Here is a 16053-nt window from a genome sequence, read left to right as displayed (position 1 = left end):
GCGTTCTCAACCTGCCTGCTCCCTGGATTGGGTTAAAATTTCACAACCGTCTGCCGTAACGGCAACCGTATGCTCGAAATGGGCGCACCACGATTGGTCTTCGGTAACGACTGTCCAATTGTCCGCCAGTGTACGCACGTACCTCTCTCCGATATTGACCATCGGTTCGATGGCCAGCACCATTCCCGGTTTCAGGCGAGGTCCGCGGTCAGGCAATCCGTAGTTCGGAATTTGCGGTTCTTCATGGAGATCCGTTCCGATCCCATGGCCGCAGTAATCGCGAACGACAGAAAAGCCGGCAGTTTCGATCACTTGTTGGATCGCGTACGAGATCGTAAACAAACGAACGTCCGGTTTCACGAGTGCGAGTCCTGCATAAAGCGATTGTTCTGTAATGTCGAGCAGCCGCTGTGCCTCTACACTAATATCGCCAACGCCGTAAGTCCACGCCGAATCGCCGTGATACCCTTTATACTGCGCGCCGATATCAATGCTGATGATGTCTCCATCGTTCAGCTTGCGTGAGCCCGGAATACCGTGTACCAGCTCATTGTTTACAGAAGCGCAAATGCTGGCAGGAAACTGATTGTACCCTTTAAAAGAAGGCAATGCATCCTGGCTGCGAATGTACGTTTCAGCGATTTCGTCCAATTCCTTGGTCGTCACGCCCGGGCGAATCACCGTTTTAAGCAAACGATGCGTATCCGCTACAATTCGTCCAGCTTCTCTCATATATTGCAATTCCGCTTCGGACTTGCATACGATCATTCCGCAGTTCCCCGCAAGCAGTTTACGATGTCCGCCGTAACTTCGTCGATCTCTTTCTCGCCGTCTACTTCCCGCAATACAGCTTTGCTTGTGTAGTAATCAAGCAATGGAGCCGTTTTGGAGATGTACTCGTCAAGACGCGTTCCTACTTTTGCTTCCGTATCGTCTGACCGCTGATACAGCTCGCCGCCGCATTTATCACAAACGCCTTCTTGCTTCGGCGGGTTGAACATGACATGGTATGTGGAGCCGCACGATTTGCAAATGCGGCGACCGGTCAGACGCGCAAGCAGCAGACCACGGTCAACTTTCAAGTTCACGACATGATCGATACTGCGTCCCATTTCAGCCAACATTCCGTCCAGTGCCTCTGCCTGCTGCAGTGTACGCGGAAACCCATCAAGCAAGAAGCCGCCGTTGCAATCCTCAAGCTGCAGGCGCTCGCGAACGATTCCGTTCGTGATTTCATCCGGAACCAAGAGACCTTGGTCCACAAATTCTTTCGCCTTTTGTCCAAGTGGAGTGCCTTGCTTCATTGCCAAACGGAAAGCGTCGCCTGTCGAGATGTGGGGTACTTTGAAAGTATCCACGATCCGTTCAGCCTGCGTGCCTTTGCCGGCTCCTGGGGGGCCCATGAATAAGATGTTCATTAGCGTGTTCCTCGCTTTAAACATAATAGGCTCGGCCGGGTTCCGTCACCTGGCTAGATGCGCGGAATCCCGCTTGCGAACCTATTGTTATTTATTAATAAACCCTTTGTAGTGGCGTTTGATCAGTTGCGTCTCGATTTGCTTCATCGTATCCAGCGCAACGCCGATTACGATTAGCAGCGATGTACCGCCCAACTTCACGTCCCGAGGCAGATCAGCAAGCGTTCCGAAGAACACTGGCAAGATCGAGATGACCGAGAGGAAAATCGCTCCGCTCAGCGTAATCCGTGACATGACGCGAGTAATGTAAGAAGAAGTCGGTTTACCTGGGCGCACGCCCGGGATGTATCCGCCATTTTTCTTCATTTGATCAGCCATCTGCACTGGATTGATTTGCACGAACGTGTAGAAGAACGTAAACGCGATAATCAAGATGACGTACAACACCATGCCTAGAGGCTTGTCGTAGTACAAATGGTTTTGAACCCATTTTGCCCATTCGTGGTCTGCCCAGAAATTCGCGATCGTAATTGGGAACATCAGAAGCGATACCGCGAAGATGACCGGGATAACGCCTGCGCCGTTTACTTTCAGCGGAATGTGAGTCGACTGACCACCGTACATTTTCCGGCCAACCACGCGTTTGGCGTATTGAACCGGAATTTTGCGAATCCCTTGTTGGACGAAGATAACGCCCACAATGATCGCAGCTACAGCAACTACGATTGCCACCACTTTGACGATCGCAAGGAAAAGCGCATCACCCGCATCCACGAACTCTTGCGAGTAAATGGAACGAACATGTGCCGGAAGCCTTGCCACGATGCCGGCGAAGATCAAGACCGAGATTCCGTTACCGATGCCTCGCTCCGTAATTTGCTCACCGAGCCACATGAGGAAGGCAGTTCCCGCAGTCAAGATTATCGCAATCATAATATAATCCGTAACTGTTGCATCAGGAATCATATTGTACGAATAGTTGCGGTTAAACCCAATCGCGGTACCAAAGCCTTGGACAAGTCCAAGAATTATCGTACCGTAACGAGTAATCTGCGCAAGTTTACGTTTCCCATTCTCGCCTTCCTTCGCCCATTCGGCGAATTTAGGGATAACGTCCATCGACAGAAGCTGCACGATGATGGATGCGGTAATGTAAGGCATGATCCCGATCGCGAAGATCGAGAACTGGAACAATGCCCCACCCGAAAACGTATTTAGCAAACCGAACAATTCAGATCCGGCTTGGTCCGTCTGCGTAAAGACATCCTTATTTACTCCCGGAACCGGGATAAAGGATCCGATACGGTAAACCAACAAGATGAACAACGTGAACAGGATCCGCTTGCGAAGATCTTCCACTTTCCAAATGTTAGACACGGCCTTGAACAATTAGATCACCTCGGTTTTACCGCCGGCAGCCTGGATTTTCTCTACCGCAGATTGAGAGAACTTGCTTGCTTTTACCGTAAGTTGAACTGTGATTTCGCCATTACCCAGCACTTTAATGCCGCTTTGCGGGTTTTTGACGATACCTTGCTCATGCAGCAATTCAGGCGTTACTTCTGTGCCTGCTGCAAAGCTGTTCAACTCATCGATGTTCACAATCGCATACTCTTTACGGAACGGATTATTGAAGCCGCGTTTAGGCAATCGACGGTACAATGGGTTTTGACCGCCCTCGAATCCTGGGCGAACACCGCCGCCGGAACGAGCATTTTGACCTTTATGACCGCGACCCGAAGTTTTGCCGTTGCCGCTACCGATACCACGGCCAACGCGGAATCCCTCTTTACGAGAGCCCGGAGCTGGTTTGAGATCATGCAATTTCATCGTCGTTGCACCTCCTTAAAGTTTTGCATTGCTTTCTGTGAGAGCTTGCTTTGGTAAGCAAAACTCTTCAGGAAGCATTGATAAAGCTAGTCTTGATTGGTAATCTATGCTTGTACTTCTTCAACTTTTACCAAGTGGCTGACACTATTGACCATGCCGCGGATACCCGGGCTGTCATTGTGGACAACCGATTGACGAATTTTGCGAAGACCAAGCGTTACAACAGTCGCACGCTGTTTCTCGTTGCGACCGATTAGGCTGCGAACGAGGGTAATTTGCAATTTTGCCATCGTATTCTCCTCCTTAGCCCAAAAGCTCTTTCACGGTTTTTCCACGAAGTTTAGCAACGTCCTCGGCACGTTTCAGACGGGAAAGTCCTTCAAGTGTCGCGTTAACCATGTTCATGGAATTGGAAGAACCAAGCGATTTGGTCAGAATGTCGCCTACACCAGCAAGTTCGAGAACGGCACGAACCGGGCCGCCCGCGATAACACCAGTACCTTCGGAAGCTGGTTTCAACAGAACGCGGCCAGCGCCGAAATGACCAAGTACTTGATGTGGAATTGTCGTTTTTACGAGTGGAATGTGGATCAGGTTCTTCTTAGCGTCTTCAATACCTTTGCGGATCGCATCAGGTACTTCGCCAGCTTTACCGATCCCTGCGCCAACGTATCCTTTGCCGTCGCCTACAACTACCAGCGCGCTAAAGCTAAAACGGCGTCCGCCTTTTACTACTTTCGCTACGCGGTTGATTTGAACTACCTTCTCGGTAAGTTCCAACGCATTTGGATCAATACGCAAGTCGATTTACCTCCTTCATAAGTATTATCGATTAGAATTCAAGACCTGCTTCGCGTGCTGCATCAGCCAGCGCTTGAATTCGTCCATGGTACAAGTAACCTCCGCGGTCGAAAACAATCGACTCGACGCCTTTTGCTTTCGCGCGGGACGCGATCAATTCACCGATCTTGCGAGCTGCCTCGATGTTACCGCCATTGCTCACTTGTTCTGCGATTTCTTTGTCAAGCGTAGATGCTTGAACTACAGTAACGCCTTGAACATCATCAATCAGTTGAGCATAGATGTGTTTGGAGGAACGGAATACAGACAGACGCGGACGCAGCGTAGTTCCGTTTACTTTCTTACGAACACGCAGGTGACGTTTGAGACGTGCTTTGTTTTTATCGCCTTTTGTAATCATTCGTTGTACACTCCTTTCTGCTATCTTAACATGCTATTCGGTCAAGCTGCCTTATCGGCTGCTTATTTCTTCTTACCAGCTTTACCTTCTTTACGAAGGATACGCTCGCCTTCATACTTAATACCTTTGCCTTTATACGGCTCAGGCTCACGTACGGAGCGGATCTTCGCAGCAGTTTCACCAACGAGTTCTTTGTCGATGCCTTTTACGATGATTTTCGTATTCGAAGGAACTTCGAATTCGATGCCGCCCGCAGGCGTGATTTCAACTGGATGCGAGTAACCTACGTTAAGTACGATTTTCTCGCCAGTTTTATTTGCACGGTAACCAACGCCTACAAGCTCAAGGTTTTTCACAAAACCTTCAGTTACACCGCTAACCATGTTAGCGATGACGCTGCGAGTTGTACCGTGAAGAGAACGATGCAGTTTATTGTCAGAAGGACGCTCGATTGTGATGACGCTGTCCGCTACTACCACTTTCATATCCTTGTGGAGCTCGCGACTCAGAGTACCTTTAGGTCCTTTAACTGTGATGAAGCTGTTGTCCAAGTCGATGTTTACGCCACCAGGCACTTGGATCGGTTTACGGCCAATACGAGACATTGTTACACCTCCAATCGTTGTGACGGTTAATTACCAAACGTAGCAGACTACTTCGCCGCCGGATTTCTGTTGGCGAGCTTCTTTGTCAGTCATAATGCCTTGCGATGTGGAAATGATTGCCATTCCCAAGCCACCAAGTACGCGAGGCACTTCAGTGCTTTTCGTGTATACGCGCAGACCCGGTTTGCTGATGCGTTTCAGCCCCGTGATAACACGCTCTTGGTTCGGGCCGTATTTCAAGAAAATACGGATAATCCCTTGTTTGTTGTCTTCGATATACTCAGCATCACGGATGAAGCCCTCGCGTTTCAAAATTTCAGCGATTTGCTTCTTCACTTTCGAAGCAGGCATTTCTACCGTCTCGTGACGCACAACGTTTGCGTTGCGAATGCGTGTAAGCATATCTGCGATCGGATCAGACATAACCATTGTGTAAACCTCCTTCCCGAACTAGGCTGATTACCAGCTTGCTTTTTTAACGCCAGGAATCTGGCCTTTGTATGCTAATTCACGGAAACAAATCCGGCAAATTTTAAACTTTTGCAAAACGGAATGCGGACGGCCGCAACGTTCGCAGCGTGTGTAAGCCTGCACTTTGAATTTAGGAGCACGTTGCTGCTTAACCTTCATCGAAGTTTTTGCCACTTGGTATTACACCTCCTGTGGATTACTTCGTAAACGGCATGCCCAATTGGGTCAGCAGTTCACGAGCTTCTTCGTCCGATTTTGCCGTCGTGACGATGACGACGTCCATACCGCGCACTTTATCTACTTTATCATACTCGATCTCCGGGAAGATCAGCTGCTCTTTCAAGCCAAGAGTATAGTTACCACGGCCGTCGAACGCTTTGTTCGATACGCCGCGGAAGTCGCGTACGCGCGGGAGAGTGACATTGAACAGTTTATCAAGGAAGTAGTACATACGCTCGCCGCGCAGTGTTACTTTAACCCCGATAGGCATATTCTCGCGAAGTTTGAAACCAGCGATCGACTTTTTGGAGCGAGTTACAACCGGTTTTTGACCCGAGATCAGACGCATGTCTTCAACAGCCGTATCCAGCACTTTGGAGTTGGAAACTGCTTCGCCGACACCCATGTTGATGACGACTTTCTCGATCTTAGGCACTTGCATAACCGTTGTATAGTTAAACTTCTGCATCAAAGCAGGTGTGATTTCATTCAGAAAACGATCTTTCATTCTTGCTGCCATGTAACGTGGACCTCCTTTCCGTATCGGTCAATTAATCGATTACCTCGCCGGATTTTTTAGCGATCCGGACTTTTTTGCCGTTATCAAGCACTTTGTAGCCGATACGCGTTACTTTACCGCTCTTCGGATCAATGTGCATAACGTTGGATACGTGAATTGCCGCTTCTTGCTCGATGATGCCGCCTTGCGGATTAGCTTGCGAAGGACGGGTATGTTTCTTCACCATGTTTACACCTTCGATAAGAACGCGGTTTTGACGCGGATACGCAGCGATGACGCGGCCTTTTTTGCCTTTGTCTTTGCCGGTGATGACCATTACCGTGTCGTCTTTCTTCACGTGCAGTTTATTATTGTGGGATTCCAACACTTTTTTCAACCGTGGCATGAGTTACACCTCCTGCGTGCTTGCGCGGAATGCGCAAAGTTCTAATTAGATAACTTCCGGAGCAAGCGATACGATTTTCATGAAGTCGCGATCGCGAAGTTCGCGAGCAACTGGTCCGAAGATACGTGTGCCGCGCGGGCTTTTGTCTTCTTTAACGATAACAGCCGCATTCTCGTCAAACGCGATGTAAGAACCGTCTTTACGGCGAACCGCACGTTTCGTACGAACGATAACCGCTTTGACTACATCACCCTTTTTGACAACGCCACCGGGTGTTGCTTGTTTGACGGAGCAGACGATCAGATCGCCGATGTGGCCTACGCGACGTCCAGTACCGCCCAGTACGCGGATACACATCAGTTCTTTAGCGCCGGAGTTGTCAGCGACATGCAAACGTGTAAATGGTTGAATCATTTCAACGTCCTCCTTTCGGGAAAATGCTTAACGGGAAGCATTCTTACAAAATAACAGCAGCTTCAACGATTTCGACCAGGCGGAACCGTTTGTCTTTCGATAACGGGCGAGTTTCCATGACTTTGACGACATCGCCGATCTTAGCTTGGTTGTTCTCGTCATGAGCCTTGAATTTTTTCGTGTACTTGATCCGTTTGTGGTATAGATCGTGTTTTTTGTACGTTTCAATCGCTACAACGATTGTTTTGTCCATTTTATCACTCACGACTTTACCGATTTGAACTTTGCGGGCATTACGTTCGCTCATGTTCATCCTCCTTCCACACATTCGTTATTCGACACGGACGATTGCAGACTAGCTGCTGATTCCGAGTTCTCTTTCACGAAGAACGGTTTTGGCACGAGCTATGTCCTTGCGCACATCGCGGATACGAGTTGGGTTTTCCAGTTGGCCGGTAGCCAATTGAAAACGAAGGTTGAATAGCTCTTCTTTGAAGCCAGCGACTTTTTGTTCGAGTTCAACAGAGGTAAGGTTGCGGAATTCATTAGCTTTCATTTGCTTCACCACCCACTTCTTCGCGTTTCACGAACTTCGTTTTAACTGGCAGCTTATGTGCCGCAAGACGCATTGCTTCACGTGCGATCTCTTCAGATACGCCAGCAAGCTCGAACATTATTTTGCCCGGTTTTACGACTGCAACCCACTTCTCAACGTTACCTTTACCGCTACCCATCCGAACTTCGAGTGGTTTTTGCGTAATTGGTTTTGCTGGGAAGATCTTGATCCATACTTTACCGCCACGTTTGATGTAACGAGTCATCGCGATACGCGCTGCTTCGATCTGACGGTTAGTGACCCACGATGGCTCGAGCGCTTGAAGACCGAATTCGCCGAAGGCTACATCCGTGCCGCCTTTAGCGCGACCTTTCATATGACCACGTTGTTGTTTACGGTGTTTGACACGTTTTGGGACCAACATGATTAGTTGCCTCCTTCCTGTGGAGCTTTCTTCTTAGTCGGAAGGATTTCGCCGCGATAGATCCATACTTTTACGCCGATACGGCCGTACGTCGTATGAGCTTCCGCAGTTCCATAATCAATATCTGCACGCAGCGTATGAAGAGGAACCGTACCTTCACTGTAGCCTTCCTGACGAGCAATCTCAGCGCCGCCCAAACGACCGCTAACGGCAGTTTTGATACCTTTTGCGCCCGCACGGATTGTACGTTGGATGGATTGTTTCATTGCGCGACGGAACGAGATCCGACGCTCAAGTTGTTGTGCAATGCTTTCAGCTACGAGAATGGCATCCAATTCTGGATTTTTGATCTCGGAGATGTTGATGTGCACTTTTTTGCCTTTGGCGATCTTGGAAAGTTCGGAACGAAGGTTCTCAACCTCGGAACCGCCTTTACCAATAACCATACCAGGTTTAGCTGTATGAATCGTAACGTTGACGCGGTTTGCTGCACGTTCGATTTCGAACTTGGAAACAGCCGCATCCTTCAATTTGTTTTTGAGGTGCTCACGGATTTTTACGTCTTCCATAAGCAAGTCGCCGAAGTCTTTACCAGCGTACCATTTGGATTCCCAATCACGGATAACGCCGATACGCAGACCGACCGGGTTTACTTTTTGTCCCACACGTTGTCCCTCCTTATTTTTCGGATACCACCAATGTGATGTGGCTGGTTCTTTTATTAATCCGGCTAGCACGACCCATTGCGCGCGGACGGAAACGTTTCATTGTCGGACCTTGGTTAACGAATACTTGCGAAATCACAAGTTTGTTAACGTCCATTTGGAAGTTGTGCTCTGCATTTGCGATAGCAGAGTTCAGCAGCTTCTCAACGATTGGAGAAGCCGATTTTGGCGTGTGACGCAGAATCGCGATCGCTTCGCCAACTTGCTTTCCACGAATCAAATCCGCAACCAATTGCGCTTTGCGGGGAGCAATGCGTACGTGGTTAGCGAGTGCTTTTGCTTCTGGCATGGATGAACCTCCTCTCGAAATTTATCGTTAGCTATTCCAACGATTAACGACGACCCGTTTTCTTGTCATCATTACCGTGACCTTTATACGAACGCGTTGGCGCGAACTCACCGAGTTTGTGTCCAACCATATCTTCCGTTACGTAAACCGGAACATGCTTACGACCGTCATAAACAGCGAAAGTGTGTCCGATGAATTGCGGGAAAATTGTCGAACGGCGCGACCAAGTCTTAACAACCGTTTTCTTCTCGGCCTCGTTAAGTACTTCAACTTTTTTCAGAAGGTAGCCGTCGATAAACGGACCTTTTTTCAAACTGCGACCCATGGATGATCCTCCCTTCACGCTAGCGTTACGCGACGCTGCGCGTCACGCAGTTGACGCCAAGGCGCCTATTATTTCGTGCGACGACGCACGATGTACTGGCTCGATGCTTTTTTCTTTTTGCGTGTTTTGAAGCCCAAAGTCGGTTTGCCCCATGGAGACATTGGGGATTTACGTCCGATTGGAGCACGGCCTTCACCACCACCGTGTGGGTGATCGTTCGGGTTCATGACGACACCGCGGACTTCAGGACGTTTGCCCATCCAACGGGAACGGCCGGCTTTACCGATTTTCACGAGTTCGTGATCCTCGTTACCGACGGAACCGATTGTTGCACGGCAAGTTTTCAGGATACGACGAACTTCGCCAGACGTCAAGCGAATCGTAACGTATTGCTCTTCTTTACCAAGAAGTTGAGCATCCGTACCAGCTGCGCGAACCAATTGGCCGCCTTTACCTGGTTTCAGCTCGATGTTGTGGATAACTGTACCAACCGGAATGTTCTCAAGAGGCAACGCGTTGCCGATCTTGATGTCAGATGCCGGGCCGGATACGATCTTGTCCCCAACTTTAAGACCTTTAGGAGCGATAATGTAGGCTTTCTCGCCATCCACGTAGTGGATAAGTGCGATGTTGGACGTACGGTTCGGATCGTATTCGATCGTCGCTACGTTGCCCACGATACCGTCTTTGTTACGTTTAAAGTCGATAATCCGGTATTTACGTTTATGGCCGCCACCATGATGACGAACCGTAATTTTACCTTGATTGTTACGACCGGCTTTTTTGAAAAGCGGCGCAAGAAGCGATTTCTCCGGCGTGCTTGCCGTGATCTCTTCAAAAGTCGAGACCGACATCGCACGACGTGCAGGAGAAGTCGGTTTATACTTCTTAATTGGCACTTCGATTCCCTCCTTACCGATATCTTGTTAATCATGTCAGCCAAAGGACTGTATGTTAACTAAACTGTTTCGAAAAATTCAAGTTCGTTGCTGTCAGCGCTCAGTTGAACGATCGCTTTCTTCCACTCGGATGTATATCCGCTGTGTTTTCCGTAACGCTTCGGTTTCGCCGGCATGCGCAGCGTGTTCACGCTCGTTACTTTAACTTTGAAGATGTTTTGGATCGCGAGTTTGATCTCGGTTTTGTTCGCGCGAAGATCAACTTCGAATACATAACGTTTGTTCGTCATGAATTCGCTCGTTTGTTCCGTAATAATCGGGCGCTTGATAATATCGCGAGGATTTTTCATTACGCAAGCACCTCCTGTACTTTTTCAACCGCTTCTTTAGTGATAATCAGCTGGTCGTATTTCATTACGTCGAGAACATTGATGCCATCGGCTGCAACGAACTTTACGTTAGGAAGGTTACGAGCAGAGAGTGCCACGTTATCTTCATAGTTCGCCGTAACGATCAGTGCTTTACGAGCCACTTTCAGGTTATTCAAGATTGCAGCGAATTCTTTCGTCTTCGGTTGCGCGAACGCCAGTTGATCAAGAACGATAATATCGTTGTCAATCACCTTGGAAGACAGTGCAGATTTGATTGCCAAGCGACGAACTTTCTTAGGAAGTTTGAAGCTGTAGCTGCGTGGTGTTGGTCCGAAAACCGTACCGCCGCCAACCCATTGCGGGGCGCGAATGGAGCCTTGACGCGCGCGTCCTGTACCTTTTTGTTTCCAAGGTTTACGACCGCCGCCGCGTACTTCGGAGCGTCCTTTAGTCTTATGCGTACCTCTGCGTTCAGAAGCTTGCTGAAGCAAAACTGCGCTATGCAGGACGTGAACGTTTGGTTCAATTCCGAATACCGCTTCGGACAATTCAACCTCACCAACCTGCGAGCCGTTCACGCTAAAAAGTGCTACTTTCGGCATTTCATGTTCCTCCTTTCTTCAATGATTATTTCTTCACCGTGGATTTAACTTTTACAAAGCTGTTCTTAGGACCCGGAATGGAGCCTTTAACCAGCAATACGTTACGTTCTACGTCAACGCGTACGATTTCAAGGTTTTGAATCGTAACCGTCTCGCTACCCATGTGACCTGGAAGGTGTTTACCTTTAGGTACGCGGTTGGCTTGGATGGAACCCATCGAACCTGGTCCGCGGTGGTAACGCGAGCCGTGCGCCATTGGGCCGCGGCTTTGGTTCCAACGTTGAATCGTACCCGTGAAACCTTTACCTTTGGAAGTAGCTGTTACGTCAACGAATTCGCCAGCAGTGAACAGATCAGCCTTAATCTCTTGGCCAACTTCATATTCCCCGTTATTTACGCCGCGGAATTCACGAATGTAGCGCTTAGGAGCCGTTTCGGCTTTTTTCGCGTGGCCGATTTCCGGCTTGTTTGCTCTGCTTTCTTTCTTATCAGAGAAACCTACTTGAATGGATACATAACCGTCGTTCTCTTGGTCTTTCTTCTGCAAGACAACACATGGACCTGCTTCGATAACCGTTACTGGAACTACGTTACCTTCGGCAGTGAACACTTGCGTCATACCTAGTTTTTTACCTAAGATACCTTTCATGTTGACACCTCATTCCCTTTCCAAGTTGAAATTATTACAGTTTGATTTCGATATCTACACCGGATGGCAGGTCAAGACGCATCAATGCATCAACCGTTTGCGGCGTTGGGTTAACAATGTCGATCAAACGCTTGTGTGTGCGCATTTCGAATTGTTCCCTAGAATCCTTGTACTTGTGTACCGCACGCAGAATGGTGATGATTTGCTTCTCAGTCGGAAGCGGAATCGGCCCAGACACGCCTGCACCGGAACGTTTCGCAGTTTCAACAATTTTCTCTGCGGATTGATCCAGAATTCTATGATCGTATGCTTTCAAGCGAATACGAATCTTTTGCTTAGCCATATAAGTCCCTCCTTCTATCGCCCAATTTAGTATCGGACATACTCCGCAAGAAAACCCGACACGCCCCTCATGGCAAAGGAGCCGTGTGTGTCGGCAACCTCTTACATCATCGCAACGTCACAGACCAACTTCACTATTATATCTAAATGGATAGGCGAATGCAACAAAAACCTTGTACTTTCAACGATTTTCTTGTTTGGCATGTTCTTCTAACGCAGACAGCATACTCATCATGATTACATTCCATATCTTTATTTCCAATATGGCCGTCCCCAAATCACTTTTCTTATTATTAATGAAGAAACGCTTTCACTGCAAACCTCAAATATTAGAAAAAAGCCCACACCGGGGTGTGGGCTCTTCGTACCGCAGCCTAGGCCGCAGCTTTATTATTTTTGGATGGATGCTACTGCACCGGCACCAACTGTACGGCCGCCTTCGCGGATAGCGAAGCGAGTACCGTCTTCAAGTGCGATTGGAGCGATCAGCTCAACCGTAACCGTAATGTTATCGCCAGGCATTACCATTTCCGTGCCTTCTGGCAGGGAGATGATACCCGTAACGTCAGTTGTACGGAAGTAGAACTGTGGACGGTAACCCGTGAAAAAAGGTTTGTGACGTCCGCCCTCTTCTTTAGTCAGAACGTAGATTTGAGCCGTGAAGTTCGTGTGTGGTTTAACGGAACCTGGCTTTGCCAGAACTTGACCACGCTCGATGTCTTTACGGTCAACACCACGAAGCAATGCACCGATGTTGTCACCAGCTTGTGCGGAATCAAGCAATTTGCGGAACATCTCAACGCCTGTTACCACGCATTTGCGAGTTTCTTCAGCAATACCGATGATTTCGATTTCGTCAGATACTTTAACTACGCCACGCTCAACGCGTCCTGTAGCAACCGTACCACGACCTGTGATTGTGAACACGTCCTCGACTGGCATAAGGAACGGCTTGTCAGTATCACGTTGTGGTGTTGGGATGTAAGTATCAACTTGTTCGAACAATTCGATGATTTTGTCAGCCCATGCACCATCTGGGTTTTGCAGCGCTTCACGAGCTGCACCACGGATGATTGGAGTGTCGTCACCTGGGAATTCATATTCGCTAAGAAGGTCGCGTACTTCCATCTCAACGAGTTCAAGCAACTCTTCGTCCTCAACCATGTCGCATTTGTTCAGGAATACGACGATGTAAGGTACGCCTACTTGACGGGAAAGCAGGATGTGTTCGCGAGTTTGCGGCATTGGGCCGTCAGCTGCGGATACAACCAAGATTGCGCCGTCCATTTGTGCTGCGCCAGTGATCATGTTTTTAACATAGTCAGCATGGCCTGGGCAGTCAACGTGAGCATAGTGACGGTTAGGCGTCTCGTACTCAACGTGTGCTGTGGAGATTGTGATACCGCGCTCGCGCTCTTCTGGTGCTTTGTCAATTTGGTCGAATGCTACAGCAGCGCCACCGTATCTTTTGGAAAGAACAGTCGTGATTGCAGCAGTCAGCGTTGTTTTACCATGGTCGACGTGACCGATAGTACCGATATTAACGTGCGGTTTATTACGTTCAAATTTAGCCTTAGCCATTGAACTCTTCCTCCTTAATATTGAGAAGATTATGTGATCGGCCGAATGGGAGCCGTTAGGTCTTCCATCATCCGGCCAAAATGCAACTTATATAAAACAAGTTGTTTAAAGGACTGTTATTGTGCAGCGCCTTTTGATTTGGAGATGATCTCTTCCGAGATCGAACGAGGTACTTCTTCATAGTGCGAGAGCTCCATGGAGAACACGCCGCGTCCTTGCGTACCGGAACGAAGTGTCGTGGAGTAACCGAACATCTCAGCCAGAGGCACCTTAGCACGAACGATCAAAGCACCATGCTTCGTGTCCGAACCTTCGATACGACCACGGCGGGAGCTCAGCATGCCCATTACGTCGCCCATGTACTCTTCAGGAACGCTTACTTCAACTTTCATGATTGGCTCAAGCAGAATCGGATTACATTTCTCTTTAGCTGCTTTAAGCGCCATCGATCCGGCGATTTTGAACGCCATCTCCGAGGAATCGACATCATGGTAGGAACCGTCGACTACGACTGCTTTGATATCCACGACCGGGAAGCCGGCAATGACACCATTTTTCATCGATTCTTCGATACCTGCTTGAATTGGAGCAATAAACTCACGCGGGATGGAGCCACCCACGGTTTTGTTTTCAAACACAAAGCCCGCACCTGGCTCTTGCGGGGAGAATTCAACCCAGCAATGACCGAACTGACCACGACCGCCGGATTGGCGAACGAATTTACCTTCGACCTTCGCAGCCGTTTTAAACGTCTCGCGATAAGCAACTTGCGGCTTACCAACATTCGTTTCGACTTTGAATTCACGAAGCATACGGTCAACTAGGATTTCAAGGTGAAGCTCGCCCATACCAGCGATAATCGTTTGGCCGGTCTCTTCGTCCGTGTGGGCACGGAACGTAGGATCTTCCTCGGACAGCTTTTGAAGAGCGATACCCATTTTGTCTTGGTCAGCTTTTGTCTTAGGTTCAACCGCGAGCTGGATAACCGGCTCAGGGAAGTTCATCGACTCAAGGATAACCGGGTTTTTCTCATCGCAAAGCGTATCGCCAGTAGTTGTATCTTTCAGACCTACGGCAGCCGCGATATCACCGGAGTAAACTTCGCTGATTTCTTGACGGCTGTTCGCATGCATTTGAAGGATACGACCGATCCGTTCGCGTTTGCCTTTCGTTGCATTCACAACGTATGAACCGGAGCTAAGTACGCCGGAGTATACGCGGAAGAACGTCAGCTTACCTACGTAAGGGTCAGTCATGATTTTGAACGCCAGTGCTGCGAAAGGCTGATCGTCGGCGGATTTGCGGACCGTCTCTGTTCCATCTTCAAGGTGACCCTTGATATCAGGTACGTCGATTGGCGAAGGCAGGTAGTCGACAACAGCGTCAAGCATCATCTGAACGCCTTTATTACGGTACGAAGAACCAACGATTACCGGGAAGATCTTAACTTCGCAAACACCTTTGCGAAGTGCCGATTTCAACTCAGCAACAGAGATTTCTTCGCCTTCGAGATATTTCATCGTGAGCTCTTCATCGAGCTCAGCAACTTTCTCGACCAGCTCCAAGCGAACTTCTTCGACTTGGTCCTTGTATTCTGCAGGGATTTCAATTTTTTCCGGATCTTTACCAAGATCGTCTTTGTATTTGTAAGCAACTCGCTCAATCAAGTCAATTACGCCTACGAAGTCGTTCTCTGCACCGATCGGCAATTGAATTGCCACTGCATTTGCGTTCAGACGCAAGCGCATGTCTCTAACAACGTTAAGGAAGTCTGCGCCGATAATGTCCATTTTGTTGACGTATGCGATCCGCGGTACGCCGTAACGGTCAGCTTGACGCCATACCGTCTCGGATTGCGGCTCAACGCCTTCTTTTGCACTGAAAACACCAACGGCCCCGTCCAATACGCGCAGGGAACGTTCAACTTCTACAGTGAAGTCAACGTGCCCCGGGGTGTCGATAATATTGATGCGGTGTCCATCCCATTGAGCAGTCGTAGCAGCGGACGTAATCGTGATTCCGCGCTCTTGTTCCTGCTCCATCCAGTCCATCGTCGCCGCACCTTCGTGCACCTCGCCGATTTTGTGGGTACGGCCTGTGTAGAACAGGATCCGCTCCGTTGTGGTTGTTTTACCTGCGTCAATATGCGCCATGATCCCGATATTACGCGTATTTTTCAAGGAGAACTCTCTTGCCATAATTCAGTCTCCTTTCGATTATGCGAATA

At 48.9% G+C, this 16053-nt stretch carries 26 protein-coding genes; all 26 read right to left on the bottom strand.

Going from position 1 to position 16053, the window contains the following annotated elements; translation table 11 throughout:
* Positions 1 to 6 precede the first annotated feature (6 nt).
* The 26 genes from map to fusA all read right to left on the bottom strand — a co-directional run bounded on the left by map (position 7) and on the right by fusA (position 16024).
* Positions 7 to 768 carry a type I methionyl aminopeptidase gene (map, locus tag AC0YNU_RS31760; RefSeq protein ID WP_475763832.1) on the bottom strand — a complete coding sequence of 254 codons (762 nt, stop codon included), beginning with the start codon at positions 766 to 768 and terminating at the stop codon, positions 7 to 9.
* On the bottom strand, positions 765 to 1418 hold the full coding sequence (locus tag AC0YNU_RS31755) for an adenylate kinase (RefSeq protein WP_475763830.1): 654 nt from the start codon (positions 1416 to 1418) through the stop codon (positions 765 to 767). The genes map and AC0YNU_RS31755 overlap by 4 nt, the downstream gene beginning before the upstream one ends.
* 87 nt (positions 1419 to 1505) lie before the next feature.
* Positions 1506 to 2807, bottom strand: coding sequence for a preprotein translocase subunit SecY (secY, locus tag AC0YNU_RS31750; protein WP_475763828.1), 1302 nt, complete (start codon positions 2805 to 2807; stop codon positions 1506 to 1508).
* Positions 2808 to 3248, bottom strand: coding sequence for a 50S ribosomal protein L15 (gene rplO, locus AC0YNU_RS31745; protein WP_475763826.1), 441 nt, complete (start codon positions 3246 to 3248; stop codon positions 2808 to 2810).
* A 104-nt stretch (positions 3249 to 3352) separates the two neighbouring features.
* A complete protein-coding gene (gene rpmD, locus AC0YNU_RS31740) occupies positions 3353 to 3538 on the bottom strand; it encodes a 50S ribosomal protein L30 (protein WP_475763824.1) in 186 nt (61 codons plus the stop codon).
* Between the two features lie 13 nt (positions 3539 to 3551).
* Positions 3552 to 4049, bottom strand: coding sequence for a 30S ribosomal protein S5 (rpsE, locus tag AC0YNU_RS31735; protein ID WP_161705107.1), 498 nt, complete (start codon positions 4047 to 4049; stop codon positions 3552 to 3554).
* A 31-nt stretch (positions 4050 to 4080) separates the two neighbouring features.
* On the bottom strand, positions 4081 to 4449 hold the full coding sequence (gene rplR, locus AC0YNU_RS31730; protein ID WP_475763822.1) for a 50S ribosomal protein L18: 369 nt from the start codon (positions 4447 to 4449) through the stop codon (positions 4081 to 4083).
* A gap of 62 nt (positions 4450 to 4511) precedes the next feature.
* A complete protein-coding gene (gene rplF, locus AC0YNU_RS31725; protein WP_475763820.1) occupies positions 4512 to 5054 on the bottom strand; it encodes a 50S ribosomal protein L6 in 543 nt (180 codons plus the stop codon).
* 30 nt (positions 5055 to 5084) lie between these two features.
* Positions 5085 to 5483 carry a 30S ribosomal protein S8 gene (gene rpsH, locus AC0YNU_RS31720; protein WP_161705101.1) on the bottom strand — a complete coding sequence of 133 codons (399 nt, stop codon included), beginning with the start codon at positions 5481 to 5483 and terminating at the stop codon, positions 5085 to 5087.
* 30 nt (positions 5484 to 5513) lie between these two features.
* Positions 5514 to 5699 (bottom strand): type Z 30S ribosomal protein S14, encoded by a 186-nt coding sequence (locus tag AC0YNU_RS31715; RefSeq protein ID WP_090583249.1) that lies wholly within the window; start codon positions 5697 to 5699, stop codon positions 5514 to 5516.
* 22 nt (positions 5700 to 5721) lie between these two features.
* The gene (rplE, locus tag AC0YNU_RS31710; RefSeq protein ID WP_161705099.1) at positions 5722 to 6264 is read right to left on the bottom strand and encodes a 50S ribosomal protein L5; all 543 of its coding nucleotides are present in this window, start codon (positions 6262 to 6264) and stop codon (positions 5722 to 5724) included.
* A 31-nt stretch (positions 6265 to 6295) separates the two neighbouring features.
* On the bottom strand, positions 6296 to 6649 hold the full coding sequence (gene rplX / locus AC0YNU_RS31705) for a 50S ribosomal protein L24 (protein ID WP_211676334.1): 354 nt from the start codon (positions 6647 to 6649) through the stop codon (positions 6296 to 6298).
* 45 nt (positions 6650 to 6694) lie between these two features.
* Positions 6695 to 7063, bottom strand: coding sequence for a 50S ribosomal protein L14 (gene rplN / locus AC0YNU_RS31700; RefSeq protein ID WP_161705097.1), 369 nt, complete (start codon positions 7061 to 7063; stop codon positions 6695 to 6697).
* A gap of 43 nt (positions 7064 to 7106) precedes the next feature.
* A complete protein-coding gene (rpsQ, locus tag AC0YNU_RS31695) occupies positions 7107 to 7370 on the bottom strand; it encodes a 30S ribosomal protein S17 (RefSeq protein WP_475763815.1) in 264 nt (87 codons plus the stop codon).
* Between the two features lie 48 nt (positions 7371 to 7418).
* On the bottom strand, positions 7419 to 7619 hold the full coding sequence (gene rpmC / locus AC0YNU_RS31690; RefSeq protein WP_161705093.1) for a 50S ribosomal protein L29: 201 nt from the start codon (positions 7617 to 7619) through the stop codon (positions 7419 to 7421).
* A complete protein-coding gene (rplP, locus tag AC0YNU_RS31685; protein ID WP_475763813.1) occupies positions 7609 to 8043 on the bottom strand; it encodes a 50S ribosomal protein L16 in 435 nt (144 codons plus the stop codon). Before rplP ends, rpmC begins: the two co-directional genes overlap by 11 nt.
* Before the next feature lie 2 nt (positions 8044 to 8045).
* Positions 8046 to 8708: a 30S ribosomal protein S3 gene (gene rpsC, locus AC0YNU_RS31680; RefSeq protein WP_161747287.1), complete on the bottom strand. Its 663-nt coding sequence runs from the start codon at positions 8706 to 8708 to the stop codon at positions 8046 to 8048.
* A 13-nt stretch (positions 8709 to 8721) separates the two neighbouring features.
* Positions 8722 to 9057: a 50S ribosomal protein L22 gene (gene rplV, locus AC0YNU_RS31675; RefSeq protein WP_161705087.1), complete on the bottom strand. Its 336-nt coding sequence runs from the start codon at positions 9055 to 9057 to the stop codon at positions 8722 to 8724.
* 43 nt (positions 9058 to 9100) lie between these two features.
* A complete protein-coding gene (rpsS, locus tag AC0YNU_RS31670) occupies positions 9101 to 9382 on the bottom strand; it encodes a 30S ribosomal protein S19 (RefSeq protein ID WP_475763810.1) in 282 nt (93 codons plus the stop codon).
* Between the two features lie 68 nt (positions 9383 to 9450).
* Positions 9451 to 10281: a 50S ribosomal protein L2 gene (rplB, locus tag AC0YNU_RS31665; RefSeq protein WP_475763808.1), complete on the bottom strand. Its 831-nt coding sequence runs from the start codon at positions 10279 to 10281 to the stop codon at positions 9451 to 9453.
* Positions 10282 to 10340: 59 nt separating this feature from the next.
* Positions 10341 to 10631 (bottom strand): 50S ribosomal protein L23, encoded by a 291-nt coding sequence (gene rplW, locus AC0YNU_RS31660; protein ID WP_475763806.1) that lies wholly within the window; start codon positions 10629 to 10631, stop codon positions 10341 to 10343.
* The gene (gene rplD / locus AC0YNU_RS31655) at positions 10631 to 11254 is read right to left on the bottom strand and encodes a 50S ribosomal protein L4 (RefSeq protein ID WP_161705078.1); all 624 of its coding nucleotides are present in this window, start codon (positions 11252 to 11254) and stop codon (positions 10631 to 10633) included. Before rplD ends, rplW begins: the two co-directional genes overlap by 1 nt.
* Before the next feature lie 25 nt (positions 11255 to 11279).
* Positions 11280 to 11903, bottom strand: coding sequence for a 50S ribosomal protein L3 (gene rplC / locus AC0YNU_RS31650; RefSeq protein ID WP_475763803.1), 624 nt, complete (start codon positions 11901 to 11903; stop codon positions 11280 to 11282).
* A gap of 34 nt (positions 11904 to 11937) precedes the next feature.
* Positions 11938 to 12246, bottom strand: a complete 309-nt coding sequence (gene rpsJ, locus AC0YNU_RS31645; protein ID WP_005544556.1) for a 30S ribosomal protein S10 — start codon at positions 12244 to 12246, stop codon at positions 11938 to 11940.
* Between the two features lie 389 nt (positions 12247 to 12635).
* Positions 12636 to 13826 (bottom strand): elongation factor Tu, encoded by a 1191-nt coding sequence (gene tuf / locus AC0YNU_RS31640; RefSeq protein ID WP_475763801.1) that lies wholly within the window; start codon positions 13824 to 13826, stop codon positions 12636 to 12638.
* A gap of 116 nt (positions 13827 to 13942) precedes the next feature.
* Positions 13943 to 16024 (bottom strand): elongation factor G, encoded by a 2082-nt coding sequence (gene fusA, locus AC0YNU_RS31635; RefSeq protein WP_475763799.1) that lies wholly within the window; start codon positions 16022 to 16024, stop codon positions 13943 to 13945.
* Between the last annotated feature and the right edge of the window lie 29 nt (positions 16025 to 16053).

Source organism: Paenibacillus sp. J31P316, assembly GCF_056269105.1.
The sequence above is the reverse complement of the archived record's forward strand: the minus strand, read 5'-3'. Positions and strand labels throughout refer to the sequence as shown.